The organism is Candidatus Polarisedimenticolaceae bacterium, assembly GCA_036275915.1.
GTDB lineage: Bacteria > Acidobacteriota > Polarisedimenticolia > Polarisedimenticolales > DASRJG01 > DASRJG01.
Genome location: DASUCV010000008.1, coordinates 1 through 24862 on the forward strand (window position 1 = coordinate 1; position 24862 = coordinate 24862).

The window sequence follows — 24862 nt, forward strand, 5'->3', positions numbered from 1 at the left end:
GAGGAAACGTCGGGTGTTGCCACCCGTAGAGGCTGCGCTGTCGGAGCATTCTCCAGAAGCCACCTCACGACGGTCGCTTCCTCATCCGAAATCGGACGCTGTTCTTTCTTCCTGTCTTCGTGCTTTTTCATGCAGCTTAACTAGAATTGGTCCGGTCTTCGTTTGTCCCTCAAACGCTGCGAGCCCGGTCATCTAATCCGCTGCGTCGAAGTGGCCGACAGCGCTTTGTTCTTTAGATACGCCAGTTAGCGGGCGAACGCCAGGGGGTGCCGTCGAAAACGCTGCGAGAAGCTCGCTACGTTTGTCCGGAATTCTCCAAGTGGGCGATCACTTCGTTTTCTTCCTGCTCGCGACGAGAGAGACGACCTTCGTCGCGTTTTGTGGGACCGTGAGCCCCTTGCTCGACACGAGGTCGAAGCCGTCGAGATGGAGCTCGAGGTCGACCGCCTCGTCTGCAGGGACGGCCGCGTCGTAGTGATCGTCCGAAGGACGCAAGACCACCTTGCCGTAACTGAAGGGGTGCTCGTGTCCCGCCCGCGCGGCGTGCCACATCACGAGCTCGAACTCGTGCAGCACCACGGGCTTCTTGCCGGTCGGGGTTTGCTCCTCGACGACGAGTCGGAGCGTTCCGGTCGGCGGGGAGATCAGGTCGATGGGCGTCGAAGCGTCGAGGTGCGTGATGTCGACGATCTTCCCGCCATCCTGATCGGGAAAGAGCGACACGCGCACCTGATCGTTCTTGACACCGGTGAAGTGTGCGAGCCCATGAGCATCGGTGGTGGCGGCCTGGGAGCAACGCTGCGAGTGCGGCTCGCAGAGAAGGACGTCGCGGCCCGCGAGCGGCGCGTGACCTGCCGCGCCATCCGTGACTCTCACCGTCAGCGCATGTCCGGCCTTCGCCGGCTGCGTCGGTGGCGAAGTCGTACTTTCCGCGGCAACGGCCGACGCCGAGCTGGCCGCGAGGAGAAGCGCGAGCGCCGGCACGGCGGCACTCTGGCCGATCCTCACACACGCCCTTCAAGGAGCAGATAGGCTCCGATCGCGGCGGCGGCCATGCCGAGGAGCGGCGGCGCGACGATGAAGAAGAGGCGCCGCGTCCCGACCGTCGCGACGATCGAGAGCTTGACCGCCATGTTGACGAGGAAGGCGATCAGCATCGCGAGAAGCGCCTGCGCCGGCGGAATCGTACCCTCGGCAGCGAGTGTCGAGGCGGCAAGCGTCGCCGCATGGACGTCGGTCGTTCCGGCGAGCCCGGCGGTGACGAGGACGCCGGAGTCGCCGAACCTCCGCTGCGCCAACGCGCTCAGGACCAGCACGCCGCCGAACGCCGCGGCCATCGCGAGCGCCGGTTTCAATTCGAGCGGGTTCGAGAGCTCGAACGCGGCGGGCGCCTTCTGCTGCGCGTGCCGCCTGCGCCACCACACGACGACGAGCGCTCCGGCGATGCCGACGGCGACCGGCGCGCCGACGAGGACGATGGCTGCGCGCAGGAGCGCCGGATCGGTGACGCCGACGACGAGGGCTTGGGCCGAGGCCGAAGCGGCGTTGGCGAGCACGATGCCGGTCGCGAGCGGCACGGCGAACTCGGGCTCGTCCTTCGCGCGGCGCGCGAGGGAGAGCGTGGCGGCGGTCGACGAGACGAGGCCGGCGAAGAATCCCGCGGCGGCGAGACCGCGCGCGGGGCCGAGCGCGCGCACGGCGATGTAGCCGGCGAATCCGACGCCGGCGATGAGCGTGAACATGAACCACAGGCGCGACGGGTTGATCACGCCCCATGGATCCACCGTGCGGTCGGGGAGGAGCGGCAGGACGACGAGCGCGATGACGAGGAAGAGGAGCGCGGCGTTGACTTCCCGGTTCGTCAACTCCTCGTGCGCGAAGGCGTGAATGCGCGGCTTGAGCCAGAGGACGAGCACGACGATGACGCCGAGCATCGCGGCGAGGCGCGGCTCCTGGTGGGCGAGCCAGCCGAGGCCGAACGTCAGGATCGCCGCGACCTCGGTCGTGGTTCCGGCGTCGTGGTGGCCGTCGTCCCCCGGCCGCAGGTAGGTCGCGACCGTCAGCGCGGCGACGAACGCGGCCAGCACGATCGCCACGGGCGGGCCGACGTGCGCGGCGAGGGTGCCGAGGAGGGCGACGAGTGCCATCGTGCGCGCGCCGAACGCCGTGCCGCGCCCCTCTAGGGCCCTCGACCGTTCGCGCTCGATCCCCACGAGCAGGCCGAGCGCCAGCGAGAGCAGGAAGAGCTTCGCGGTGTCGAACACGCGTCATCTTTATCATGCGCGCGTGCCGCTGGGCTATCCTGCCCGCACCGTGCTGGTCGTCTCCAACGCCTCGTCACTGGTGCTCGAACGGGAGCTGCTCGACCGGGTGGCGGCGGCGAAGACCGGGGATCCCCTGGCGCCGATCCTGATCGTCGTGCCCAGCCGCCGGCTGGCGGACCACGTCTCCCGGCGCCTCGTCGAGCGATTCGGCGCGGTGCTCGGCGTCGAGGTGGTGCATCACGCGGGCCTGGCGCGCCGGATCGTGCGGAGCGCCGGCCTCGCCGAGCCGCGCTCGATCGAGAGTCCGCTTCTCGAGACGCTGACGCGCCGCGTCGTGCGGCGATCGCCCTCCGGTCGCCTGATCGATTTCTTCCGCGAGCGCCCTGCGGCGGTGCCGACCCTCATGCGGTCGCTCGTCGATCTTCGCGAGGGCGGCGTGGCGCCGGCCGCGGCGCGGGCGGCGCTCGGTCCGGAGCACGCCGAGATCGGCGCGTTGTACGCGCGATGGACCGAGGCGCTCGAGGCGGTGGCGTCGCGCGGTGGCGCCGATCCGGCGGCACTCGCCGTTCTGGCCGCTCCGCATGCCGCCGCGTACGCCTCGCGCTTCCGCTGTGTCCTCCACCACGGGAGCTACGAGCTGATCGGAGTTCACGAGGCGCTCGTCGCCGCGCTCGACCGGGGACGCGACGGGGTGGAGCTGAGGCCGAGCGCGCGCGGCGACGACGATCCGCCGCTCGATGCCGCGGCATCTTTCTTCCAGGCCCAGGGAGCGCTGACCGAGCTGACGACCGCCGCGCGCATGGCGCTCGCGGCGGTGCGTGACGGCGTGCCCCCGCACGAGGTCGCGATCGTCGTGCGGTCGTTCGGCGCCTACGCCGCCGCGATGGACGTGCTCATCGACTCGGGCGACGTGCCGTGGGAGACGTCGTACGCGCGCGCGCTGCGCCGCGATCCCGCCGTCGCCCGCACCCTTGCCGCGATCGCCGCGATGGCGGACGACGCGGGAACCTTCGCCTCGCATGCGGCGGGGTTCGAGCAGGCCGCCGCGGCGGCGTTCGGCGAGCGCTGGAGCTCGCCGGCGGGAACGGCGCTCGCAGGTTTGCTGCGCACGCTCGCGGAGGTCGAAACGCTGCTCGACGAGCGCGCCGCGATCGGCCGCGCCGAAGCGGCGGCGTGGCTGGAAGGCGCCGTGGATGCCGCCGTCGTTCCCGCCGTGCCCGGCGTGGGCGTTCGCGTTCTCGATGCGATGCAGGCCCGCGGCCTCACCTTCGAGCACGTGCTCCTCTCCGGCATGAACTCCGGCATCTTCCCTTACGTCGGACGCGAGGACCCGTTCCTGCCCGACGACGCCCGGCGGCGCGTCATGGAGGCGACCGGGCATCCTCTGCCGCTCGCCGCGCGACGCGAGCGCGAAGAGCATCTCCTGCTCGGCATGATGCTCGGCTCCGCCAGGAAGCGTCTCGTCGTGTCGTGGCGGCGCGCCGACGAGGCGGGCCGCCCTGCGACTCCTTCTCTCGCCCTTCGTGACGTCGCGCGCGCCACCGGCCGGGGAATGACGGCGAAGGATCTCGAGGACGCGGCGCGGAGGATCCCCGCCCATCCGGGAGCGCGTTTCGCCGCGTGGGCCGCCGACCCGGGGCTGCTCCGCCGCGACGAGGAGACGCTGCTCGTCGCACTGCAATCGGAGGCGGGCGCCGATGCCGCGCCGGCGGTCGCGGCGCGAGCTCCGGGGCTCCGGCGAGCGATCGATCTCGTCGTGGCGACCGATGCGTTCTCTCCCGGATCGGGCCGGTACGACGGCCGCATCGGACCGGGGTTCGTCGATACACGAATCGCGGCAACCGCCCTCGAAGTTCTTGGAGCCTGCCCGCTTCAATTCTTCTTCCGCCATGTGTTGGACGTGCATGCCGATCCCCAGGCGAAGACGCCGTTCGAGCTCGATGCCGCGACGACCGGTACGCGGGTGCACAAGGTTCTGCACCACGTCTACGGCGCGCTGGCGGGCGAGGACGCCTTCACACGCCTCTCGCTGCCCGCGCGCGTCGCGCGAGCGCGGCAGATCCTGGGCGAGGTCTGGCCGGAGTACGCTCCCGAGCGCGAGGCCGCGCTCGCCGAACGCTTTCCGCTCCTCGACGGGATCGTGCGCCACGGGTGGCAGAAGACGCTCATGGCCTTCATCGCGGCCGACCTCGAGCGGCTCGAGGCGGAGTCGCTCGTCCCGGTCGAGTTCGAGGTCAAGGAAGAGAGGACGATCCCCGGCGGGCCGCCGGGACTCGTCGTCAAGGCCCGTTACGACCGGATCGTGGAAGGTGCGGGCGGCCGGGTGATCGGCGACTACAAGACGGGAAGCAGCAAACTCGACAAGAGGCTGGCTCCGGCCGCGATCGTCTCCGGCGCCGAGCTTCAAGTTCCGCTCTACGCGCTGCTCGAAGGCGTGCCGGTGGAGCTCCTCGGCGTCGGCCCGCGGCTCGTCCCCGACGGCACCGAGAAGACCGACCCGCGGTTCGTTCGGTTCCCGGGCTTCGACGGCGCCGATCAGCGCGACGGCGTGATCGAGACGATCGGTGTGCTCGCGCATCTCGCCGCGGAGGGCACGTTCCCGATCCGCGTCGGCGACGACTGCGCGTTCTGCGACTACCGGACGGCGTGCCGCCGCCATCACCCCCCGACCGAGCACCGGGAATCGGTCTCGCCCGACGTGCAGGACGCGGTGCGATGCTGGGAGAAGAAGAAGGAGACGCCCCTTCTCGCGCAGGTCGGCCCGAGGACGGCATGACGCCCACGGACGCGGAGGCCCGGCTCATCGCGTCGATCGACGCGTCGGTCAACCTCGTCGTCGCCGCGGGCGCCGGCACCGGCAAGACGACGCTCCTCGTCGAGAGGATCCTGCACGCCATCGGATCGGGCACGGCGCGGCTTCCCGAGATCGCCGCGATCACCTTCACCGAGAAAGCCGCGGGTGAGCTGCGGCACAGGCTCGCGGCCGGTCTCGACGCCTTGGCCGACGCGGCGCAGGGACGGGCGTCGGAAGAGTCGGGCTCGCGCGTCCTCGCGCGCCTCGTGGACGCGGGATGCACGCTCCAGGATCTCGTGCCGCGCCTGGCGGCGGCGCGCGGCGCGCTCGACCGGACCTCCGTGTCGACGATCCACGCCTTCTGCGCCGATCTCCTGCGCAGCCATCCGGTCGAATCGGGGCTCATCCCGGGCTTCGTGGTCGATCAGGGCCCGCTCGCGCGCCGCATCATCGATCCGGCGTGGGAAGCGTTCGTCACCGAGGAGATGGGACCCGCGGGACGCCGCGGCGCGCTGTGGGGACGCGTGCTCGCGGCGGTGACGCTCGCCGACGCGGCGGATGTGGCGCGTCAGCTCGTCAAGGGAGCCGTTCCGGACGACGTGCTCGCGCACGAGATCGCGCCGCTCGATCTCCAGTCCGCGTTCGGCACGACCGCCATCGCGTGGGCCGATGAGCTTCGCGTCGCGGGGGCGGTGACCGGCCTCACCCCGGTTCCACAGGAGTGGATCGGGGAGGCCGAGCGCGTCCTCCGCACTCTGGCGATGGAGGGAGTCGAGGCCGCGCAGCGCACGATCGATCGCTCGGAGCGCTTGCGCGACCGGCCGTCGATCGGAAAGAAGGTCGCCGAGGAGGACCGCGCGCGCGTCGAGGAGCTCTGCCGCCGCGTGAACAGCCTCCTCAGGGCGCTCCGGAAGCTCGACGAAGCCGCGTCCTCCGACCTCCTCGAGGCGGTGAGGCCGTTCGCGCGCGCCGCGCGCGAATCGCTCGTCCGCGCCGGGATCCTCGACTTCGACGGTCTCCTCGTCCGCGCGCGCGGCCTCCTGCGCGACCATCCCGCCGTCCGCGAGGCGATGAAGCGCCGGTTCCGGATGCTCCTCCTCGACGAGTTCCAGGACACCGATCCACTCCAGTACGAGATCGTCTTCTTCATCGCCGAGGTGGAAGGGAAGTGCGAGCGCGACGCGTACGCGACGCGCCTCTCCCCCGGCCGTCTGTTCATCGTCGGCGACGCGAAGCAGTCGATCTACCGGTTTCGCGGCGCCGACTACGCGGCGTACCGGCGCGCCGTGGAGCACGTCGTGAGCCAGGGCGGGAGGGAGCTCTCGCTCACGACGAACTTCCGCTCGCTGCCGAGCGTGCTCGCACCGATCAACGCGCTCTTCACGGACCCCTCACCCTCGTGGACGCCCTCGGCGCATCTGCCGCCCTACGAGGCGATCGAAGCGCATCGGACGAGCGACGAGGAGAGCCGGTGCGTCGAGGTCTGGAGTCCCCTGCTTCCGAAGAAGGCGCTGGCCGCGGATCGACGCCGGCTCGAGGCGGCTGCGCTCGCGCGTGAGATCGGGGAGTTCGCCGGTCCCGGGAAGCGCTGGCGTTACGCGGACGTGCTCCTGCTCCTCCGCGGCTTCCGGGAGGCCGGTATCTACCTGAGGGCGCTTCGGGCGCAGCGCATCCCGTTCGTCGTCAGCGGCGGACGGTCGTTCTTCGAGAGAACCGAGATCGTGCAGGCGCTCGCCGTGCTGCGAGCCGTCGCCGATCCCGTGGACGAGGTGGCGCTCCTCGCCTATCTACGCTCGCCGGCGGGCGGCGTCGACGACCGCGAGCTCGCGCTCCACGCGCAGCATCACGACCACGCATGGCGGCCCGAGACGCCCGCGCACGCAGGCAGGACACCGGCGCTCGCCGCCGCGCTCGAGCAGCTGGACGCCATGAGGGCCGTCGTGGCCGATCTTCCGGTCGACGAGGCCATCCGCAGGGTGCTCGAGGCTTCCGGGATGATCGCCGTCTCGGGCCTCGCCTTCGAGGCGGCGCAGCGCGTCGCGAACCTCGAGAAGCTGATCGTCGCCGCGAACACGCTCAGTCGCGACGGCTCGCTCACGCTCAAGGAGACACTCGACGCCATCGAGGAGAGCCTCGAGCTCGACGAGGAGGGCGACTCGCCGCTCGCCGACGAGACGATCGACGCGGTGCGCGTCATGACGATCCACAAGGCCAAGGGGCTCGAGGCCCGCGTCGTGATCCTGGCCGACACCGCGACGCGCCCGAACCTGGGCGGCCGCGAGGAATGGTCGATCGAGATGACGGGCGGGCGCCTCGCCCTCCGCGGCTTCGGCCTGCGCAACGGCGCCGCGATTTTCGCCGCTCTCGACGACGCCGCGCACGAGCGCGCGGAGCACCTCCGTCTCCTCTACGTCGCGCTGACACGCGCCCGCGACCGCCTCGTCGTCTTCGGCGGCGGGGAGCCGACGATGGCGTGGATCGCGGCGTTCGCCGCGTGGGGCTACACGCCCAAGGAGCTCCCCGCGGACGGTCCGCTGCGCTGCGGCGACGTCCTGCACCGGTGCCTCGCCATGCCGCCTCCCGAGACCGTCGCCTCCGGAGCCGTGCCGGCGGGAGCGCCGGACGCTGCCCTCCGCTACGACGAAGCGCTCTCCGCCGTTTCTCGCCTCGCCGCTCCCGAGATGCGCGCGCCGAGCCTGATCGATCACGAGTTCGAGCGCGGCGAGAGCGCCCTCGTCCCCGACCTCGCCCGCGAGATCGGGAGCGTCGTCCACGCGCGCCTGGCGGGGCTCTCCAGCGAAAGCATGCCGGAGGCCGATGAGCTCATGAAGGCGTTCGACGCGTCGCCCCTTCGCGCGCGCCTCGACGCGCTCGACGTCCTCGGCCGCGAGATCCCGATGCTCTTCGACGACGGAGGCGCGCGCTGGCGCGGCGCGATCGATCTCCTCTATCGCGAACGAGACGGCACGATCGTCGTCGCCGACTACAAGACCGACGCCTCGAGCGACGGCGCGGCGGAGCGCCACGCGCACCAGCTCGGCGTGTACGCGAAGGCGGTCGCGCGCGCGATCCCCGGTGCCACGGTGCGCGCGGAGCTCTGGATGCTCCGCACCGGCGAGATCATCCCCCTCGGCGTCAAATCTCGAGCCGGTACCCCACCCCGGAAACTGTTTTGAGGTAGCGCGGCTCCGCCGGATCGTCCTCGATCTTCTGGCGGACGCGGTGGACGAGCTGCTTCAGGAGCTGGCGGTCTTCGGTGGTGCGCGCGCCCCACACGTGGCGGAGCAGGCGCTCCGGCGGCACCGTGCGATTGGGGTGCGCGACCATGAGCTGGAGGAGGCGGAATTCGAGGTTCGTGAGACGCGACGGCTCGGCCTCGCCGATGCGGACGGTCTGGAGGTCGGGGTCGAGGACGATCGCGCCTGCGGCGAGCGGGGCGGCGCGCTCGAGACCGCCGCGGCGAAGGCGCGCCCGCACGCGCGCGACGAGCGTCTTCGGGCTGAACGGTTTCGTGAGGTAATCGTCGGCGCCGAGGTCGAGACCGCGCACGTGGTCGGCCTCCTCGCCGCGCACCGTGAGCATGACGACCGGCGTCTCCGAGGCGGCGCGGATCCGCTTGAGAACCTCGAAGCCGTCGAAGCCCGGGAGGTTGACGTCGAGGAGGACGAGGTCGGGGCGCTCGGCGCCGTGCCGCGCGACCGCGGAAGGGCCGTCGGCGGCGTCGACGACCGCGTAGCCGGCCTGGCCGAGGACGAAGCCGATCAGCTCGCGGAGCTCGCGGTCGTCGTCGACGACGAGAACCTTCACGCGGGCACCCCGGCCGGAAGCGTGACGGCGACGCGGGTGCGGGTCTCTCCGGCCTCGGCGTCGATCGTGCCGCCGTGCCGCTCGACGATCGACTTCGCGATGTAGAGGCCTAAGCCCACGCCGGACGACTCGGGCTCGTCGCCGAGCGAGCGCACGAACGGCTCGAAGAGCTGCGGCTCGACGTCGTCGGCCCAGCCGGGCCCCTCGTCGTCGACCCACAGCACGATCGAGCCGCCTTTGACCTCGCCGCCGACGCGGATCGCGGTGCCGTCGGGCGCGAACTTCGACGCGTTGGCGAGCAGGTTGACGAACACCTGCGTGAGACGCGGGCCGTCGCCCGACACGATCGGCAGCGGATGCGGGAGATCGATCTCGATCGCCTGGCGCCTCTGATCGGCGAGAGGGCGGATCATCTCGACGGCTTCCTCGACGACCGCGTCCAGGCTCACGTCCTGGCGGCGCACGGCCGCGCGCCCGGCTTCGATGCGCACGCTCTCGAGGAGGTTGTCGATGAGCTGCGTGAGTCGCAGGGCGCCGCGCTGGAGCGCGACCACGAGGCGGTGCGTCTCGTCGGGCGCGAGGTCGGGCAGGCGCTCGAGGAGCAGCTCGAGCGAGGCGAGCTGCGCCGCGAGCGGGGTCTTGAACTCGTGCGAGATGTTGGCGAGCACGGCATCGCGCAGGCGCCGCGCGGCCTCGACCTCGGTCTCGTCGCGCATGAGCTGGAACTGGCGGTCGCCCCCCGAGAGCGAGCTCGTGAGGACCACGGTGCGAGGCCGGCCGTCCTTGAGGACGAGACGCTCGGTCGCGCGCGCCTGGCCGCGGAAGCGCGCGTGGAGGATCGGGCAGTTCTCCTCGCACGGCCGCGGGTCGGGGCGGAGGACGTCGCCGCAGAACCTTCCGGTGGCCTTCTCGGGCGTGGTGCCGACGAGCGCCGCGGCCTGCGCGCTCATCGTCACGATCCGCCGCTCGCCGTCGACGACGAAGACGCCTTCCGCGATCCCGTCGACCATCGCACGGGCCTCGGACTGCCGGGCGGCCAGGTCTCCGGTCAGCGTGAGGAGGCGCCGGCGCATCTCCTCCATCGACGCGGCGAGGCGGCCGATCTCCGCCCAGCCCGCCTCGCCCACCGGCGTTCCGAGGTCGCCGCCGCCGATGCGATCCGCCGCCTCGGTGAGCTGCGTGAGCGGACCGACGATCCGGCGGGCGACGAGGACGGTGAGGAGGAGGGCGACCGTGCCGATGCCGAGCGTGAGCTGGGCGACGCGGCGCATGAGCTTGATGCGCGCTTCGCGCGCCGGCTGCGTCGGCAGCTCGACGTCCATGAAGCCGACGACACGCCCCGTCGCGTCCTCGAGCGCGACGACGGTGGCGTACACCCCGAGGTCGTCCAGCCGGCGCGCCTCGGGCGGCGCGTCGTGGAGGAGCTTGGCGCGAAGCGGCAGCTTCGGATCGCCGATGCTTCCGATGCCGTGCGCCGCGTCGTCGAACCGGACGGACGCGCCGACGGTCTCGCCGAGCCGCTTCGAGTATGCGCCGTCGAAAACGACGCCGAGGGCGACGGTCGCCGCGGAGTCGACCGGCGAGCGGGTCGAGGCGACGAGCTGGATCCCGCCCGTCGGGGTCGCGGAGAGCCCGTCCGTCCATGCGAGCGCGGGGCCCGCCGAGGCGACGACGCGGCCGTTCCTCAGGATCGCCGCCGCGTAAAGCCCGCCTTCCTCGCGAATCGTCGCCAGGTTCCGCGCGGCCTCGTCGTACCGCCGCTCGGCGAGAGGCGCGGAGAGCTCCGGCTGCGCCGCGACGAGCCGCACCGTCGCCGCGAGCGCGTCCCCCTCGCGCGCGATGTCGCGCGCCGCGCCGTCGGCCGCGAGACGGACGTGGTCGAGCGCCTCGTCGTCGATGAAGCGGCGCAGAAGGGCGGCCGAGGCGATCGCGAGGCCGGCCATCGCGAGCAGCACGACCGACACGTTGAGCGCGATCAGGACGGCGCGCAGGCTCGAGCGCCTCATGACCTCATGCTATCAGCCCGCGCTGCCGTGGAGGTGGCGCTCGACGACCGCCTTGACCGCGAGCGTGGCGAGCGCGGCGAGGGAGAGGAGCGAGGCGACCGCGAACGCCGCCGAGAATTGATAGTCGTTGTAGAGGATCTCGACGTGGAGCGGGATCGTGTTCGTCAGCCCCTGGATGTGGCCGGACACGACCGAGACGGCGCCGAACTCCCCGATCGCCCGCGCGTTGCACAGGATGATCCCGTAGAGGAGGCCCCAGCGGATCTTGGGGAGGCTGACGTGGACGAACATCCGCCAGCCCGAGGCGCCGAGCGTCAGCGCGGCCTCCTCGTCGTCGTTGGCCTGGCTCTCCATGAGCGGGAGCAGCTCCCGCACGACGAACGGCGAGGTCACGAAGAGCGTGGCGAGGATCATGCCGGGGACGGCGAAGATGATCTTGATGTCGTGCGCCTGGAGCCACGGACCGAAGAAGCCGTGCGCGCCGAAGAGGAGGACGAAGACCATCCCCGAGACGACCGGCGACACGGCGAACGGCGCGTCCAGGATCGTGATGAGGAGCGCGCGGCCGGTGAACTCGAACTTGGCGATCGCCCACGCCGCGGCGACGCCGAAGACGACGTTGATCGGCACGACGGTCGCCGCAATCTCGAGCGTGAGCTTGATCGCCTCCCGGGCATTCGGATCGGCGATCGCGGTGAGGTACGCCGCGGCGCCCTTCTCGAACGCCTTGACGAAGACGGCGACGAGCGGAAGGAAGAGAACGAGCAGGAGGAAGACGAGCGCGGTCCCGATGAGCAGGGCGCGCGTCAGCGGGCTCTCGTCGCGGTGATGCGGCCTGGTCACGCGATGTCCCCGGTCTTGAGGCGCGCCGCCGCACGCCGTGTCATCGCGCCGATCGCGAAGAGCATGGTGAACGAGGCGACGAGGAAGACGAGCGCCACGGCGGTGGCCCCGGCGTAGTCGTACTGCTCGAGCTTGATCATGATGAGGAGCGGCGTGATCTCCGAGACCATCGGCATGTTGCCGGCGATGAAGACGATCGACCCGTACTCGCCGAGCCCGCGCGCGAAGGCGAGCGCGAAGCCGGTCGCGAGCGCGGGCATGAGCACCGGGAGGACGACGCGCACGACCGTGGCGAAGCGGCCCGCGCCGAGCACCGCCGCCGCGTCCTCGAGCTCCGGCGAGAGGTCCTCGAGCACCGGTTGCACGGTGCGGACGACGAACGGCAGCCCGATGAACGTGAGCGCGACGATGATGCCGAGCGGCGTGTAGGCGACCTTCACGTGATAGGGCGCGAGGTACCGCCCGACCCATCCGTTCTCGGCGTAGAGCGAGGTGAGCGCGATGCCGGCGACCGCGGTGGGCAACGCGAACGGAAGGTCGACGAGCCCGTCGATGAGACGGCGCCCGGGGAAGCGGTAGCGCACCAGGACCCAGGCGACGAGGACTCCGAAGACCGCGTTGATCGACGCGGCGGCCGCTGCGGTCACGATGCTCAGGCGGTACGCGGCGAGCGCGCGCGGCGCGCTGACCGCCGCCCAGAACGCGGACGGCCCGAGGGAGGCCGACTTCAAGACGAGGGCCGCGAGCGGGATCAGGATGAGGAGCGACACGTAGCCGACCGTCATCGAGATCGCAGGCCGGAATCCCGGCAGGACGCGGCGGCCCGAGACGCTCACTTCGCGGCCCCGAAGATCTGATCGAACACGCCTCCGTCGGCGAAGTGCTGCTTCTGCGCCTTGTCCCACCCGCCGAACGCGGTGTCGATCGTGAACATCTCGACCGGCCCGAACTGGTCCTTGTACTTCGCGGCGACCGCGGGATCGCGCGGCCGGTAGTAGTGCTTCGCGGCGATCTCCTGCCCTTCGGGCGCGTAGAGAAACTGGAGGTACGCGCGCGCGACCTCGGCGATCCCGTGCTTCGCGGCGATCTTCTCGACGACCGCGACCGGAGGCTCGGCCTTGATCGACATCGAGGGGACGACGAGCTCGAACTTGTCCTTGCCCAGCTCCTTCATGGCGAGGAGCGCCTCGTTCTCCCACGCGATGAGGACGTCGCCGATCCCGCGCTCGACGAACGTCACCGTCGAGGCGCGCGCGCCGGTGTCGAGGATCGGCGCGTTCTTGTAGAGCTTCGCGACGAAGTCCTTCGCCTTCGCGTCGTCGCCGAGCTTCCTCTTCGCGTAGCCCCACGCGGCGAGGTAATTCCACCGTGCGCCGCCCGACGTCTTGGGGTTCGGCGTGATGACCTGGATCCCGGGCTTCACGAGATCGTCCCAATCCTTGATCGCCTTCGGATTCCCCTTGCGGACGAGGAAGACGATCGTCGACGTGTACGGGCACGCGCCGTCCGGGAGCTTCGTCCTCCAGTCGGGCGCGATGAGTCCCGAGACGGCGATGGCATCGATGTCGTACGCGAGCGCCAGCGTGACGACGTCGGCCTCGAGGCCGTCCGCCACCGCGCGCGCCTGCTTTCCCGATCCGCCGTGCGACTGCTGGACCCGGACGTCGTCGCCGGTCTTCGCCTTCCACATCTTCGAGAACGCCTCGTTGAACTCCTTGTAGAGCTCGCGCGTCGGGTCGTAGGAGACGTTGAGGAGCTTGACTTCCTTGGCCAAGACGCAGGTCGCGGCGAGGAGGACGAGCGTCGAGGCGAAGATGCGCATTCTCATGACGTGGACCTCACGATGAGCACCGACGGCGCCTTCGGTGACGCCAGGAGGCGGCCGACGACGCCGCCGAGCGGCTCTCCAGGATCAGCGAGACCGGCGGGCGAACCGACGACGACGAGACCGTACCGGCCGCTCGCGGCCTCGGCCTCGATCGCCTCGGCGGGGTCGCCCATGAGGACCTTCGTGGTGACGGTGATGCGCGACGAGGCGAGCGTCTTCGCGCCCGCAGCGACGAACCGCTCGGCCTGCGCGGTCGAGCCGGGATCCGGCTCGTCGCCGGGAACGACCATCATCACGGTGACGTCGCCCCCGACGTGACGGAGCAGGCGGCCCGCGAAGAGGATGTCGACCTTCCCCTGCTCGCCGCCCGCGACGCACAGGAGCGCGCGCTCGAGCGGCACCTCGGCGGGCCGGATGACGAGGACGTGCTGATCGCCTCCCGCCATGAGACGCGGAACGACGTCGACCGCCGTGTCGCCGGCGGGCGAGGCGATGACGAGATCGACCGGGTCGCGCTCGGACTCGCGCGTCACCGCCTCTTCCAGATCGCCGACGAGGCGCCGCGTCTCGGCGCCCCGTACGGCGAGGACGCCGTCGCCCGCGAGCACGGTGAGACGTGCCGCTGCGCGTGCCGCGAGCTTGACCGCATGCTCGATCGCGATGCGGTCGCCGATCTCCGGCCCCGCGACCGCGACCATGCGAAGGCCGGGGTGCGGAAGCGCATGGATACGCCTCAGGCCGACCCACGCGCTGTCCCCGGCCGCGAGCGGATAACGCCGGGCCTGGTGCTGCGAGCGGCTCGCCTCGACGACGATCCCCTCCTCGCCGAAGACCGGCGGCGGCTCGATCATGCGCACGCCGGTCAGCTCGGGAAGTCGGAGCCGGAGACGCTCGATCGAGCCGAAGAAGGCGCTCTCCTCGACGACCGCCTTGCCGAGGAGAGGCCAGTCGAGCGCCTCGCGCGCGTCCTTCACGGCGACGTCCTCGGGGCGGAAGAGGACCTGGACGCGGCCGGTCTCCTGGCCCTGCGTCTTGAGCGGGAAGAGGCATGGGCCGACGCGAACGCCCTGCGGCTCGTTGATCCCGACGATGAGGTTCGCCGCTCCGAGAAAGCGAGCGACGAACTCCGTCCGCGGCCGCGCGTACAGCTCGAGCGGCGGGCCGGCCTCGAGGAGGCGCCCCTGGTGGAGGACGGCGACCCGGTCGGCGACCTCGAACGCTTCCTCCTGGTCGTGTGTCACGAAGATCGCCGCGACCGCCAGCTCGCGCTGGATGCGATGGACGGCGCGGCGCAGCTCGACGCGGATCTTCGCGTCGAGCGCTCCGAACGGCTCGTCGAGGAGGAGCACCTCGGGCTGGTGCGCGAGCGCGCGTGCGAGCGCGACCCGCTGCTGCTGCCCGCCCGAGAGCTGCCCCGGCATCCGCGCGCCGAGACCTGCCAGACCGACCAGCTCGAGCAGCTCCTCACGCCGCCGCTTGCGCGTCTCGCGCGCGACGTTCCTGATCTTGAGCGCGAACTCGATGTTCTCGGCGACGGTCATGTGCGGGAAGAGGGCGTAGTGCTGGAAGACGAGCCCTACCCCGCGCTTCTGCGGCGGTAGATTCGTCACATCGCGGCCGTGGAGGATCACGCGCCCGTGGTCGCACGGCGTGAGCCCCGCGATCATCCTCAGGATCGTGCTCTTCCCGCTGCCGCTCGGGCCCAGGAGCACGAGCAGCTCGCCGTCGCCGATCTCGAGCGACACCTGGTTCACGATCGCGTGCCGGTCGATCCGCTTCGTGATCTGGTCGAGGACGATGGACATCCTCGTTAACGTATCCGAAGCGCGGTGACAGGGCGGTTCCAACGAAAGCAGAATGTCCCAATTACCGCATGGCCTTCGGCCCCGATACATCGGGATGGCCCTTGAGCACGAACCGGTAGCGCTTGCTCGCGTGCGTGCCGGCGTAGTCGACGCCGATGCGCCGCGTCCGCCGGACTTTCGCGTCTGGGACGCGAGGCGCGTCTTCGAGCCACAACGGGCCGGTCAGGAACGACGACCCGTCGAGCGTGCGGTCGATACGGAACGCCTTCGTGAGACGGCCGGGGCCGGACGCCGACACCCCCGGCCGGGGTGACTCCGCGGCGCGCAGGAGCACCGCCGACGGCGTCCCGGCGACTCCCGTGACGACGTTCACGCAGTGGTGCATCCCATAAACGAAGTAGACGTAGGCCAGTCCGCCGTCCTCGAACATCCACCGGTTGCGCTCGGTCCGTCCGCGGTACGCGTGGCTCGCGCGGTCGTTGAAGCCGTCGTACGCCTCGACCTCGACGAGCCGGCCACGGAGCACCGTCCCATCGGGCAGTCGCCGACAAAGGACCTTTCCGAGCAGATCGCGTGCGACGGAAAGCGCGTCGCGTCCGTAGAAGGAAGCAGGGAGGCGTCGTAGGCTCTCGGCCGAGCTCATTGCGCCCCAACCAGGGAGGACCCCATGAGATTCCGGAACCCGGTCACGATCGCGCTCCTCGTCCTCGCCGCCGCGGCGGTCTTCGTCGTGACACCGGCGCGCCGCGCGCTCGGCGACGAGGCCCAGTCGGTGGCTTCGGTCCTCGTCACCAACTTCCCCAAGGTCTGGAGCATCTCCGGGAAGGTCGACGTCGATGGCCCGATCCGCCATGCACGCTACATCCCGATGCGCGAGATCGTCGTTCCCCCCGTCAACCCCAAGGACACGATCCGCCTCGTCCAGGGCGGCACGATCGAGACCGACGGGTTCACCGCCATGGTGCTGGGGTTGTCGGGACAGATCAAGGGCGAGATCACCCGCGGCGGAACGGTCGGCGTTTTCGTCCTGCCCGACGAGGAGCAGGTCGTCCACGCGTTCGAGGAGAAGGGGATGATGCAGTTCATGACCGAGATCAACGCTCCGGGCATTTCCGCCGCCTCGCCGTACTTCTCGTCGGAGCAGACTCGGATCCTGGTCGGCTTCCCCCGCTATCGCACCTACTTCTACAACTCGAGCGACAAATCGGTGAGCGTCAACCTGTTCGCGTATCTGACGAACTGACGGCCCAAACTGTAGACTGGGCTTCGTGCCGAAGCCCAGAGTCAGCGCCGCCGGAGGGTTCGCCGCCCTCGCCTACACCTGGAAGAAGGGGCGCGAGGCCGGCGGCGTCGCCAAGCTCTACAAGAGGATGCGCTCGAAGAACGCGTGCAAGACCTGCGCGTACGGGATGGGCGGACAGCAGGGTGGCATGGTGAACGAGCTCGGCTCGTTCCCCGAAGTCTGCAAGAAGTCGCTCCAGGCCCAGGCCGGCGACATGCAGGCGCCGCTCACCGAGGAGTTCTTCCGCAAGCACTCGATCGCGGAGCTCGAGACATGGTCGTCGCTCCAGATGGAGGCGGCGGGGCGGCTCGTCTTCCCGATCGCGTGGCAGAAGGGCGACACGCACTTCCGGCGCGTCGATTGGCAGACGGCGCTCGACCGGGTCGGCGCCGAGCTGGCCGCGGCGCCGCGCGAGGCGACGTTCTTCTACGGCTCGGGGCGGTCATCGAACGAAGCCGCCTTCCTCATGCAGACCCTCGCGCGCGCCTACGGCACGGCGAACATCAACAACTGTTCGTACTATTGCCACCAGGCGTCCGGCGTCGCGCTCTCGCGGGTCGTCGGAAGCGGGACCTCGACGTTCGTGCTCGACGATCTCGAGAAGACCGAGCTCGCGATCGTCGCCGGCGCGAATCCGTCTTCCAACCATCCGCGCCTGATCACCAAGCTCGTCGAGATCCGCGAGCGCGGCGGCAAGGTCATCGTGATCAACCCGGTCCGCGAGCTGGGACTCGTACGGTTCAAGATCCCCTCGCGGCCTGGGTCGCTCCTGTTCGGGTCCACGGTCTCCGACTTCTACCTCCAGCCGCACGTGGGTGCCGACATCGCGTGCCTGAAGGCACTCTTGAAAGGAGTCGTCGAGCAGGGAGGCGTCGATCGCGACTTCGTGCACGACCGCGTCCACGGCTTCGAGGCGGTCGAGGCGGACGTCCGCGAGACATCGTGGGAAACGCTCCTTCAGGCGAGCGGCCTCGCGCGAGAGGCGGTCGACCGGGCCGTCGAGGCGATGGTCTGCGCCCAGCGCGGCGTCGTCCTGTGGGCGATGGGGCTCACCCATCACGAGCATGGCGTCCAGAACGTGATCGCCCTCGCCAACGTCGCCATCGCGCGGGGCTGGCTGGGCCGCGAAGGGTGCGGGCTCCTGCCGATCCGCGGCCACAGCAACGTGCAGGGGGTCGGCTCGGTCGGATTCGCGCCGGCGCTCAAGGCCGGCTTCGCGAAGAAGATGGAAGAGGTGTACGGCATCGCTCCCTCCGCTGAGGCCGGCCTCGATACCTTCGGGTCGATGGAGGCGGCGGACGCTGGGAAGATGCGCGTCGCCGTGCTCCTCGGCGGGAACCTGTTCGGCGCCAATCCCGACCGCGCATGGGCCGCAAGGTCGCTCCAGCGGATCGGCACCACGTGTTACATCACGACGAAACTCAATGAAGGGCACGTCCACGGCCGCGGGCGGCAGAACGTCGTGCTTCCGGTCCTGGCGCGCGACGAGGAGAAGCAAGCCACGACTCAGGAGAGCATGTTCAATTACATCCGGTTGTCCGAAGGCGGTGCTCCGTCCCCCGGCCCGGAAGTGAAGAGCGAGGTCGAGGTGATCTGCGCCCTCGCCGCCCGGGTCCTCCAGCCGGGGCCGTTCCCGTTCGCCACGATGACCAGCCACGAGGCGGTGCGCCACGCCATCGCCGCGGTCGTCCCCGGCTTCGCCGCCATCGCGGAGATCGGGACAACGAAGAGCGAGTTCCACGTCGACGGCCGGACCTTCCACGACCCGGTGTTCGCGACCGCCGACGGGCGCGCCCACGCGTTCGTGCCGTCCCTGCCTTCGTTCGCCCCCGGTCCCGGCGAGTTCCGCCTCATGACGCTCCGGAGCGAGGGCCAGTTCAATACGGTCGTCTACGAGGACGAAGACCTCTACCGCGGCACGACGCGGCGCGACGTCGTCATGATGGCGCCCGACGACGGCGCGGCGCTTGGCCTCCGCGAGAACGACCCTGTCGACGTCGTGACCGAGCTGGGCCGGATGCGTGTCGTCGCGGCGTTCATCGACATCGTGCCCGGGAACATCGCGATGTACTACCCCGAGGCGAACGCGATCGTCCCGCGGCGCGTCGACCGCGAGTCGGGAACGCCCGCGTTCAAGAGCATCGTCGCGCGGCTCGTCCCCGCTCCCGCATGAGCCGCCGCTTCGACCTCGTCGCCTTCGACGTCGACGGCACGCTGATCCACCACCCCGAGGACAAGACCGTCTGGGAGGTCTTCAACCTCAAGTTCACGGGGAGCGACGACCAGAACGCCGAGCGCTGGGAACAGTACCGCCAGGGCAAGCTCTCGTATGCCGAATGGGTCGCCCTCGACGTCGAAGGGTGGCAAAAGGCCGGCGCCACCAGGGACGTCCTGGCGGGCAGTCTCGACGGGCTCTCGCTCGTCCGGGGCGCGCGGGAGACCCTCGCCGAGCTGAAGGGGCGCGGAATGCGCCTCGCCGTGATCTCGGGGACGCTCGATCTCCTCCTCGAGTGCCTCTTCCCGGACCATCCGTTCGACGAGATCTACACGAACCGGCTCGTCTTCGACGACGCCGGCCGGATCTCCCACTGGCACGCGACACCGTTCGACATGGAAGGCAAGGGGGTCGCCCTCCGCGCGATCGCCCTCCGGGAGAACATCCCGCTCGAGCGCTGCGCGTTCGTCGGCGACCACGCGAACGATCTCGCGGCGGTCAAGCTGGCCGGCTTCTCGGTCGCGTTCAACCCGAAGAGCACCGAGCTCGAAGCCGCGGCCTCCGCCGTCGTGCGGTCGTCCGACCTGCGCGACGTCCTTCCGCACCTCTCGTAGACATCGCGCGTCGCCTCACGAGGTTTTCAGCGACGAAAGTGTCGGTCATCGTTCGCGTGTGTAGCGGGGTTATCGCGTAGGCGTGTGAACCGGTTCGAAACGGTGATCGCAAAGGGTGCCGGCGGCGCGCCTTTCCCTCGGCGCCGATGGCGTAAAAAGCTCATAAGTTGGCGCTCGTTACATATATGCATTTCTATAAAATGGCATATGCGTTGCTCTTCTCTCCAGGCGTGGCGCGAGTGAACGCGTCGCCAGGAGGGAGGGATCATGAGAAGCGCAGGCGTTCTCCGGCTCGCGATGGCGGTGACGTTCGCCGTGAGTCTTGGACACGCCGAAGACCCGGTGGTGAAGTTCGAGGTGCCCCAGGCGTTCCGCGTCGGGTCGCACGAGTACGCGAGCGGCACGATCTCGGTGCGCCCGCTTCGCGATTACAACCCGACGACCGCGCTCCTCGAGGTGCGCGTGAACGACCAGTGCATCGGGATGATGTCGGCGCGCCGCGACGCGTCGACGGACCGGGCGTCGCGGACGGAAGCGCTGTTCACGCGCGACGACGAGGGCAGGCTCGTCATGACCGGCTTCCGCTCGACCGGCACGACGTTCCGCTTCCAGGAGCCGGCGGTCGCGCAGGCGTCGGCGCCGACGGCGGCTCTCATCGGGTCGAATTGATCGATGCCGCTCGCAGGATCGCGCAGACCGATTTCGCGTCGACGATCGCGCCGCTCGTCGCCTGGCGCACCGCCTCGGCGAGCGGCAGCGGCTCGACGGTGAGGACCTCGTCGGGCTCGAGCGAGGCCGGCACGGGCGTGAGGTCGCGCGCCAGGTAGAGCCAGATCTTCTCGTCGCTGTAGCCCGGCGTGACCCAGATCCAGCCGAGCGGCACCATCTCCCCGGCGCGGAATCCCGCCTCCTCCTCGACCTCGCGGCGCGCGCACGCCTCGGGCGATTCGCCCGGGTGGTCGAGCTTGCCCGCCGGAACTTCGAGAAGCCACGACGCGGTCGCGTGACGGTACTGGCGAACGAGGATGACCCGGCCGTCCGCGTCGATCGGGACCGCCGCCGCGGCGCCCCGGTGGTGGACGATCTCGAGCGAGACCGTCTCGTCGTTCGGAAGGCGCACGCGCTCGACCGCGAGCGTCACGATCCGGCCGGAGTAGACCGTTTCGCGCGAAAGGACCTCGGATTCGGGCATCGGGGACCTCCTGCGCGATAATACCGGCTTTGGGCGGAGCCCCCATGCCGCAGCCGATCTACCTCGATTACAACGCCTCGACGCCGCTCGCGCCCGAGGTGCTCGACGCGATGACCGCGGTCTTTCGCGACGTCCACGGCAACGCCCTCTCGACCCACGCGTTCGGCGCCGCCGCGCGCGACGTCGTCGAGCGCGCACGCTCCGAGGTCGCCGCGACGATCGGCGCGTCGGCCGACGAGATCGTCTTCACGAGCGGCGGCACCGAGTCGAACAACGCGGCGGTCTACGGGGTCGCCGAGGCGCTCGCCTCGCGCGGGCGGCACATCGTCATCACCGCGATCGAGCACGCCTCGATCGAGCAGTGCTGCCAGGTGCTCGAGCGGCGCGGCTGGGCCGTCTCTCGCGTCCCGGTCGACCCGCAGGGCCAGATCGATCCGCGCAGCGTCGAGGTCGCGATCCGGCCGGACACCGTGCTCGTCTCGGTGATGCACGCCAACAACGAGACCGGCGTGATCCAGCCGGTCGCCGCGGCCGCGCGCGCGGCTCACGCGGCGGGGATCCCGGTCCACACCGACGCCGCGCAGTCGATGGGCAAGATCAAGGTCGACGTGGCCGAGCTCGACGCCGACCTGCTCACGATCGCCGGGCACAAGCTCTACGCCCCCCAGGGCGTCGGGGCGCTCTACCTGAAGCGAGGCACCCCGTTCGAGCCGCTCGTGCGCGGCGCCGGGCACCAGGCGAACCGGCGGTCGGGCACGGAGAACGTCGCCCTCTCCGCCGCGCTCGGTACGGCGTGCGCTCTCGCCGGGCGGGAGCTCGAGCTCAGGCGCTCGCACCTCCAGGCGATGCGCGACCGGCTCGAGACGCGCCTGCGCTCCGCCCTCCCGTCGCTCGTCGTCCACGGCGGCGGCGCGCCGCGACTGCCGAACACGCTCTACGCGGCCTTCCCCGGCTGCGACGCGCAGGAGCTCCTGAGCCGGCTCGACGGCGTCGCGACCGGCTCCGGCGCCGCGTGCCACAGCGGGAAGACGACGCCCTCGAAGGTGCTCCTCGCGATGGGCGTGCGCCCGGAGATCGCGACCGCGACCCTGCGCCTGACGACCGGCCGCGGGACGACGGAGGCCGAGATCGACGCCGTCGCGGAGCGCCTCGTCGCGGCGGTGAAAGCGCTCATCGCGGAATCGACGACGTGAGCCGCGAGGTCTTCCACGACGGCGAGCGGTCGCTGCGCATCCGCTTCTCGTTCGACCGCCGCCTCGTCGATCTCGTCAAGTCGCTGACGCGCCGCCGGTGGTTGGCCGAGGACAAGCTCTGGACCGTTCCCGACGACGACGTCGTCGCGCTCGTCGAGCTGCTGCAGCCGGAGGGGTTCGCCTTCGACGAGGAAGTCCGCCGCCGTTACACCGAGGCGGGCGGCGTCCGGACGCTCCGCGCCGGAAGCGCGCCCTCACCGCGCGGCCTCTTCGATGCGCCGCCCGCGGAAGCGCCCGCCCCTTCCGAGGATTGGACGGTCGGCCGGCTGAACCACGCCGCGAAGACGGCGCTCGAGGCCGCCTTCCCCGGGGCGTTCTGGCTCGTCGGCGAGATCGCCGGATGGAACCGCTCGCAGCACAAGCGCCACGTCGGCTTCTCCCTCCTCGAACGCGACGGCGAGGGCGAGCAAGACGCGCAGGTCGGCGCGATCCTCTTCGAGGGCGCTCGGCGCGAGATCGAGAAGAAGCTCGCGGCGGCCGGCGATCCGTTCCGACTCGAGGATGAGGTGACCGTGCGCGTTCGCGTGCGCGTCGACCTCTACGAGCCGTGGGGCGCGTACCGCGTCCAGATCGAGGACCTGGACGTCGCCTACACGATGGGCGAAGCGGCGCGCCGGCGCGAGGAGATCGTCCGCAAGCTCACCGCCGACGGCCTGCTCGGCCGGAACGCCGCTTTGCCGATGACGCCGCTCCCGCTCTCGATCGGGCTCGTCACGAGCCTCGGCTCCGACGCTTACCACGACGTCCTCCGCACGCTCCGCGAGAGCGGGTTCGCGTTCAAGGTCACCGTCCACGGCGCACGCGTGCAGGGACGGCAGACGGAACCCTCGGTCCTGAACGCGCTCGACTGGTTCCGGGCCCGGCAGGCGCACTTCGATGCGATTCTCGTCTGCCGGGGCGGCGGCTCGCGCACCGACCTCGCGTGGTTCGACACCGAGCGCCTCGGGCGCGCGGTGGCGCTCTTCCCCGTCCCGATCGTCGTCGGCATCGGGCACGAGCAAGACGTCTCGGTCCTCGACCACGTCGCGCGGCGCGCGAAGACGCCGACGGCCGCGGCGCTCCAGATCGTCGACGCGGTGCGCGCCGCTCAGGGCGCCGTCGAGGAGACCGGGCAGGCGATCCTCGCGGAGGCGCGATCGTCTCTCCATGCCGAGAAGCTCCACCGGCGCGACGCCGCTGCACGCCTCGCCCGCGCGGTCCGCGCGTTCCTCGACGTCGAGCGGGTCGAGGTCCGCCGGCGGCGCGACGCGCTGCGACGCGCGCCGACGCGCCGGATCGAGACGGCGCGCGCCGGGCTCCTCGCCGGAGCGCGTCAGCTCGGGCAAGGGGCGCGTCGCGACCTCGAAGGCGAGAGGCGGAGGGTCGACGACGGCGCCGCGCGCCTCGGACCGCGCGCCTCGCGCGCGCTGACGCTCGAGGGCGAGCGCACCGACGCCCGCGCGCGCCGCGTCCACCTCGTCGACCCCCGTCGCGTCGTCGAGCGCGGCTATGCGATCGTACGGTCGACGGCGGGGCGCGTGATCACCGATCCGGCGGCGGCGCCAAAGGGGACGCGTCTCACCGCTGAGTTGCGGGCCGGGCGCATCGCGGTCGTCTCGGAAGGGAGCGAGCCATGAGCAAGGGCAAGGGCGCCAAGGACGTCTCCTACGGCGAGGCCGCCGCGCGCCTCGAGGAGATCCTCCGCAAGATCGAGGAAGGGAAGGTCGACATCGACGAGCTGTCGGGGCTCGTCGCCGAGGCGGCCGGCCTCGTCACGCTCTGCCGCGAGAAGATCCACGCCGCCGAGGTTCAGGTGAAGACGATCACCGAGCAGCTCGAGCGCGACGTCGAGGCGGAAGCCGAGACGGCGGACGACGAGGGCAAGGCCAGCGAGGACATCCGCTATTGAACGCCGACGAGCTCTTCCGCGGGCGGCTGATCATGGCCCCGATGACGCGGGGCACCGACCTGCCGTTCCGCCTGCTGGCGAACGAGTGGGGAGCCGAGATCTGCCTCGGCGAGATGGCCTACGCTCACAAGACGATCGGGCGCGAGCGCGGCGACCTTCCGCTGCTCCGCCGCCACCCTTCGGAGAAGATCTTCGGCGCGCAGCTCGCGGGTAAGATCCCCGAGGTCATGGCCGAGTCGGCGCGCGTCGCCCAGGATCAGGGCGCCGACTTCGTCGACGTCAATTGCGGCTGCCCGATCGACGAGGTCACGCGCCGCGGCTTCGGCGCTTCGCTCCTGAGGAAGCCCGCGAAGATCGCCGCGGTCGTCGCCGCGATGAAGAAGGCCGTGACCGTCCCCGTGACGATCAAGCTGCGCCTCGGGTGGTCGGAGGGCGACTCCGACTACCTGAAGGTCGCGCGCGCGGCGACGGAGGCCGGTGCCGACGCGATCACGCTCCACGCGCGCAGCCGCGCCCAGCGTTACCGCCGCGCCGCGGACTGGGACCACGTCAAGGCGCTCGTCGAGACGGTGCAAGTCCCGGTGATCGGCAACGGTGACGTGTTCACCTGGCACGACGCGCAACGGCGGATCGAAGAAACGGGGTGCGCGGGCGTCATGGTCGGCCGCTGGGCGCTCGCCAAGCCGTGGATCTTCCGGGAGTACGCCGAGCGGCGCGACCTCGACCTCGACGTCGAAGCGCGTCTCGCCGTCCTCAAGCGCTACGTCGAGATCTGCCGCGGCTACTTCCGCGACGACGAGAAGGGCCGCGCGCGCACGCGCCGCTTCTTCGTCTTCCACCAGGATTTCTTCCGCCGCTACCGGCGCCACGCCGAGCGCGACGCGGTCAACGCCGACGATCCGCGCGCGTGGGGCGACGCGCCCGCCGGCGATCTCGAGGCTTGGCTGTGCCGGGCCGATGCCGCTGGGGTCGATGCGCTCGCGCGCTGGCTCGTCGACGGCGAAGAAACCGCGCCGCCGCCGGAAGCGGTCGACGCGCCGCGCGCCGTCAAGGTCGCTGCGCTAGGATAGG

At 70.8% G+C, this 24862-nt stretch carries 20 protein-coding genes; 10 read left to right on the forward strand and 10 right to left on the reverse strand.

What is annotated here, in order from left to right; translation table 11 throughout:
* Nucleotides 1-327: 327 nt before the first annotated feature.
* A complete protein-coding gene (locus VFV19_06610; GenBank protein ID HEX4823965.1) occupies nt 328-1008 on the reverse strand; it encodes a hypothetical protein in 681 nt (226 codons plus the stop codon).
* Nucleotides 1005-2264 carry an MgtC/SapB family protein gene (locus VFV19_06615; GenBank protein ID HEX4823966.1) on the reverse strand — a complete coding sequence of 420 codons (1260 nt, stop codon included), beginning with the start codon at nt 2262-2264 and terminating at the stop codon, nt 1005-1007. The genes VFV19_06610 and VFV19_06615 overlap by 4 nt, the downstream gene beginning before the upstream one ends.
* Nucleotides 2265-2286: 22 nt before the next feature.
* Here VFV19_06615 and VFV19_06620 point away from each other — a divergent pair, with 22 nt between their 5' ends.
* Together VFV19_06620 and VFV19_06625 are read left to right on the forward strand one after the other, a co-directional pair.
* A complete protein-coding gene (locus tag VFV19_06620; GenBank protein ID HEX4823967.1) occupies nt 2287-5040 on the forward strand; it encodes a PD-(D/E)XK nuclease family protein in 2754 nt (917 codons plus the stop codon).
* Entirely contained in the window at nt 5037-8234 is a 3198-nt protein-coding gene (locus tag VFV19_06625) for a UvrD-helicase domain-containing protein (protein HEX4823968.1), read from the forward strand. Before VFV19_06620 ends, VFV19_06625 begins: the two co-directional genes overlap by 4 nt.
* Here the strand turns inward: VFV19_06625 and VFV19_06630 are convergent.
* From VFV19_06630 to VFV19_06660, 7 genes are all read right to left on the reverse strand, one after another.
* Nucleotides 8194-8865, reverse strand: coding sequence for a response regulator transcription factor (locus VFV19_06630; GenBank protein ID HEX4823969.1), 672 nt, complete (start codon nt 8863-8865; stop codon nt 8194-8196). The two genes, VFV19_06625 and VFV19_06630, sit on opposite strands and share 41 nt — an antisense overlap.
* Nucleotides 8862-10871: an ATP-binding protein gene (locus VFV19_06635; protein HEX4823970.1), complete on the reverse strand. Its 2010-nt coding sequence runs from the start codon at nt 10869-10871 to the stop codon at nt 8862-8864. Before VFV19_06635 ends, VFV19_06630 begins: the two co-directional genes overlap by 4 nt.
* A 12-nt stretch (nt 10872-10883) precedes the next feature.
* Entirely contained in the window at nt 10884-11714 is an 831-nt protein-coding gene (cysW, locus tag VFV19_06640) for a sulfate ABC transporter permease subunit CysW (GenBank protein HEX4823971.1), read from the reverse strand.
* Nucleotides 11711-12550, reverse strand: coding sequence for a sulfate ABC transporter permease subunit CysT (cysT, locus tag VFV19_06645; protein HEX4823972.1), 840 nt, complete (start codon nt 12548-12550; stop codon nt 11711-11713). The genes cysW and cysT overlap by 4 nt, the downstream gene beginning before the upstream one ends.
* A complete protein-coding gene (locus VFV19_06650) occupies nt 12547-13542 on the reverse strand; it encodes a sulfate ABC transporter substrate-binding protein (protein ID HEX4823973.1) in 996 nt (331 codons plus the stop codon). The genes cysT and VFV19_06650 overlap by 4 nt, the downstream gene beginning before the upstream one ends.
* Nucleotides 13539-15347 carry an ATP-binding cassette domain-containing protein gene (locus VFV19_06655; GenBank protein HEX4823974.1) on the reverse strand — a complete coding sequence of 603 codons (1809 nt, stop codon included), beginning with the start codon at nt 15345-15347 and terminating at the stop codon, nt 13539-13541. The genes VFV19_06650 and VFV19_06655 overlap by 4 nt, the downstream gene beginning before the upstream one ends.
* 61 nt (nt 15348-15408) lie before the next feature.
* Complete coding sequence (locus VFV19_06660; protein HEX4823975.1) at nt 15409-15990, reverse strand: DNA-3-methyladenine glycosylase; 582 nt, start codon at nt 15988-15990, stop codon at nt 15409-15411.
* A gap of 24 nt (nt 15991-16014) precedes the next feature.
* Here VFV19_06660 and VFV19_06665 point away from each other — a divergent pair, with 24 nt between their 5' ends.
* The 4 genes from VFV19_06665 (at nt 16015) to VFV19_06680 (ending at nt 20127) form a co-directional block, all read left to right on the forward strand.
* Entirely contained in the window at nt 16015-16590 is a 576-nt protein-coding gene (locus VFV19_06665) for a hypothetical protein (protein HEX4823976.1), read from the forward strand.
* 25 nt (nt 16591-16615) lie between these two features.
* On the forward strand, nt 16616-18802 hold the full coding sequence (locus tag VFV19_06670) for an FdhF/YdeP family oxidoreductase (protein HEX4823977.1): 2187 nt from the start codon (nt 16616-16618) through the stop codon (nt 18800-18802).
* Entirely contained in the window at nt 18799-19458 is a 660-nt protein-coding gene (locus VFV19_06675) for an HAD family phosphatase (GenBank protein ID HEX4823978.1), read from the forward strand. Before VFV19_06670 ends, VFV19_06675 begins: the two co-directional genes overlap by 4 nt.
* 267 nt (nt 19459-19725) lie before the next feature.
* On the forward strand, nt 19726-20127 hold the full coding sequence (locus VFV19_06680; protein ID HEX4823979.1) for a hypothetical protein: 402 nt from the start codon (nt 19726-19728) through the stop codon (nt 20125-20127).
* Here the strand turns inward: VFV19_06680 and VFV19_06685 are convergent.
* The gene (locus tag VFV19_06685; GenBank protein ID HEX4823980.1) at nt 20111-20650 is read right to left on the reverse strand and encodes an NUDIX hydrolase; all 540 of its coding nucleotides are present in this window, start codon (nt 20648-20650) and stop codon (nt 20111-20113) included. The genes VFV19_06680 and VFV19_06685 overlap by 17 nt on opposite strands.
* A 44-nt stretch (nt 20651-20694) precedes the next feature.
* On the opposite strand from VFV19_06685, the gene VFV19_06690 reads away from it, so the two are divergent.
* From VFV19_06690 to VFV19_06705, 4 genes are read left to right on the forward strand one after another with little or no spacing between them, the layout of a single operon-like run.
* Nucleotides 20695-21843 carry a cysteine desulfurase family protein gene (locus VFV19_06690; GenBank protein ID HEX4823981.1) on the forward strand — a complete coding sequence of 383 codons (1149 nt, stop codon included), beginning with the start codon at nt 20695-20697 and terminating at the stop codon, nt 21841-21843.
* The gene (xseA, locus tag VFV19_06695; protein ID HEX4823982.1) at nt 21840-23519 is read left to right on the forward strand and encodes an exodeoxyribonuclease VII large subunit; all 1680 of its coding nucleotides are present in this window, start codon (nt 21840-21842) and stop codon (nt 23517-23519) included. Before VFV19_06690 ends, xseA begins: the two co-directional genes overlap by 4 nt.
* Entirely contained in the window at nt 23516-23791 is a 276-nt protein-coding gene (gene xseB / locus VFV19_06700; GenBank protein HEX4823983.1) for an exodeoxyribonuclease VII small subunit, read from the forward strand. The genes xseA and xseB overlap by 4 nt, the downstream gene beginning before the upstream one ends.
* Entirely contained in the window at nt 23788-24861 is a 1074-nt protein-coding gene (locus tag VFV19_06705; GenBank protein ID HEX4823984.1) for a tRNA-dihydrouridine synthase family protein, read from the forward strand. The genes xseB and VFV19_06705 overlap by 4 nt, the downstream gene beginning before the upstream one ends.
* Nucleotide 24862 lies beyond the last annotated feature (1 nt).

Coding starts and splice junctions, on each gene's coding strand:
- VFV19_06625 (HEX4823968.1), top strand. CDS start 5,037: ATGACGCCCACGGACGCGGAGGCCCGGCTCATCGCGTCGATCGACGCG.
- VFV19_06635 (HEX4823970.1), bottom strand. CDS start 10,871: ATGAGGCGCTCGAGCCTGCGCGCCGTCCTGATCGCGCTCAACGTGTCG.
- VFV19_06650 (HEX4823973.1), bottom strand. CDS start 13,542: ATGAGAATGCGCATCTTCGCCTCGACGCTCGTCCTCCTCGCCGCGACC.
- VFV19_06655 (HEX4823974.1), bottom strand. CDS start 15,347: ATGTCCATCGTCCTCGACCAGATCACGAAGCGGATCGACCGGCACGCG.
- VFV19_06660 (HEX4823975.1), bottom strand. CDS start 15,990: ATGAGCTCGGCCGAGAGCCTACGACGCCTCCCTGCTTCCTTCTACGGA.
- VFV19_06665 (HEX4823976.1), top strand. CDS start 16,015: ATGAGATTCCGGAACCCGGTCACGATCGCGCTCCTCGTCCTCGCCGCC.
- VFV19_06675 (HEX4823978.1), top strand. CDS start 18,799: ATGAGCCGCCGCTTCGACCTCGTCGCCTTCGACGTCGACGGCACGCTG.
- VFV19_06680 (HEX4823979.1), top strand. CDS start 19,726: ATGAGAAGCGCAGGCGTTCTCCGGCTCGCGATGGCGGTGACGTTCGCC.
- VFV19_06685 (HEX4823980.1), bottom strand. CDS start 20,650: ATGCCCGAATCCGAGGTCCTTTCGCGCGAAACGGTCTACTCCGGCCGG.
- VFV19_06690 (HEX4823981.1), top strand. CDS start 20,695: ATGCCGCAGCCGATCTACCTCGATTACAACGCCTCGACGCCGCTCGCG.
- xseB (HEX4823983.1), top strand. CDS start 23,516: ATGAGCAAGGGCAAGGGCGCCAAGGACGTCTCCTACGGCGAGGCCGCC.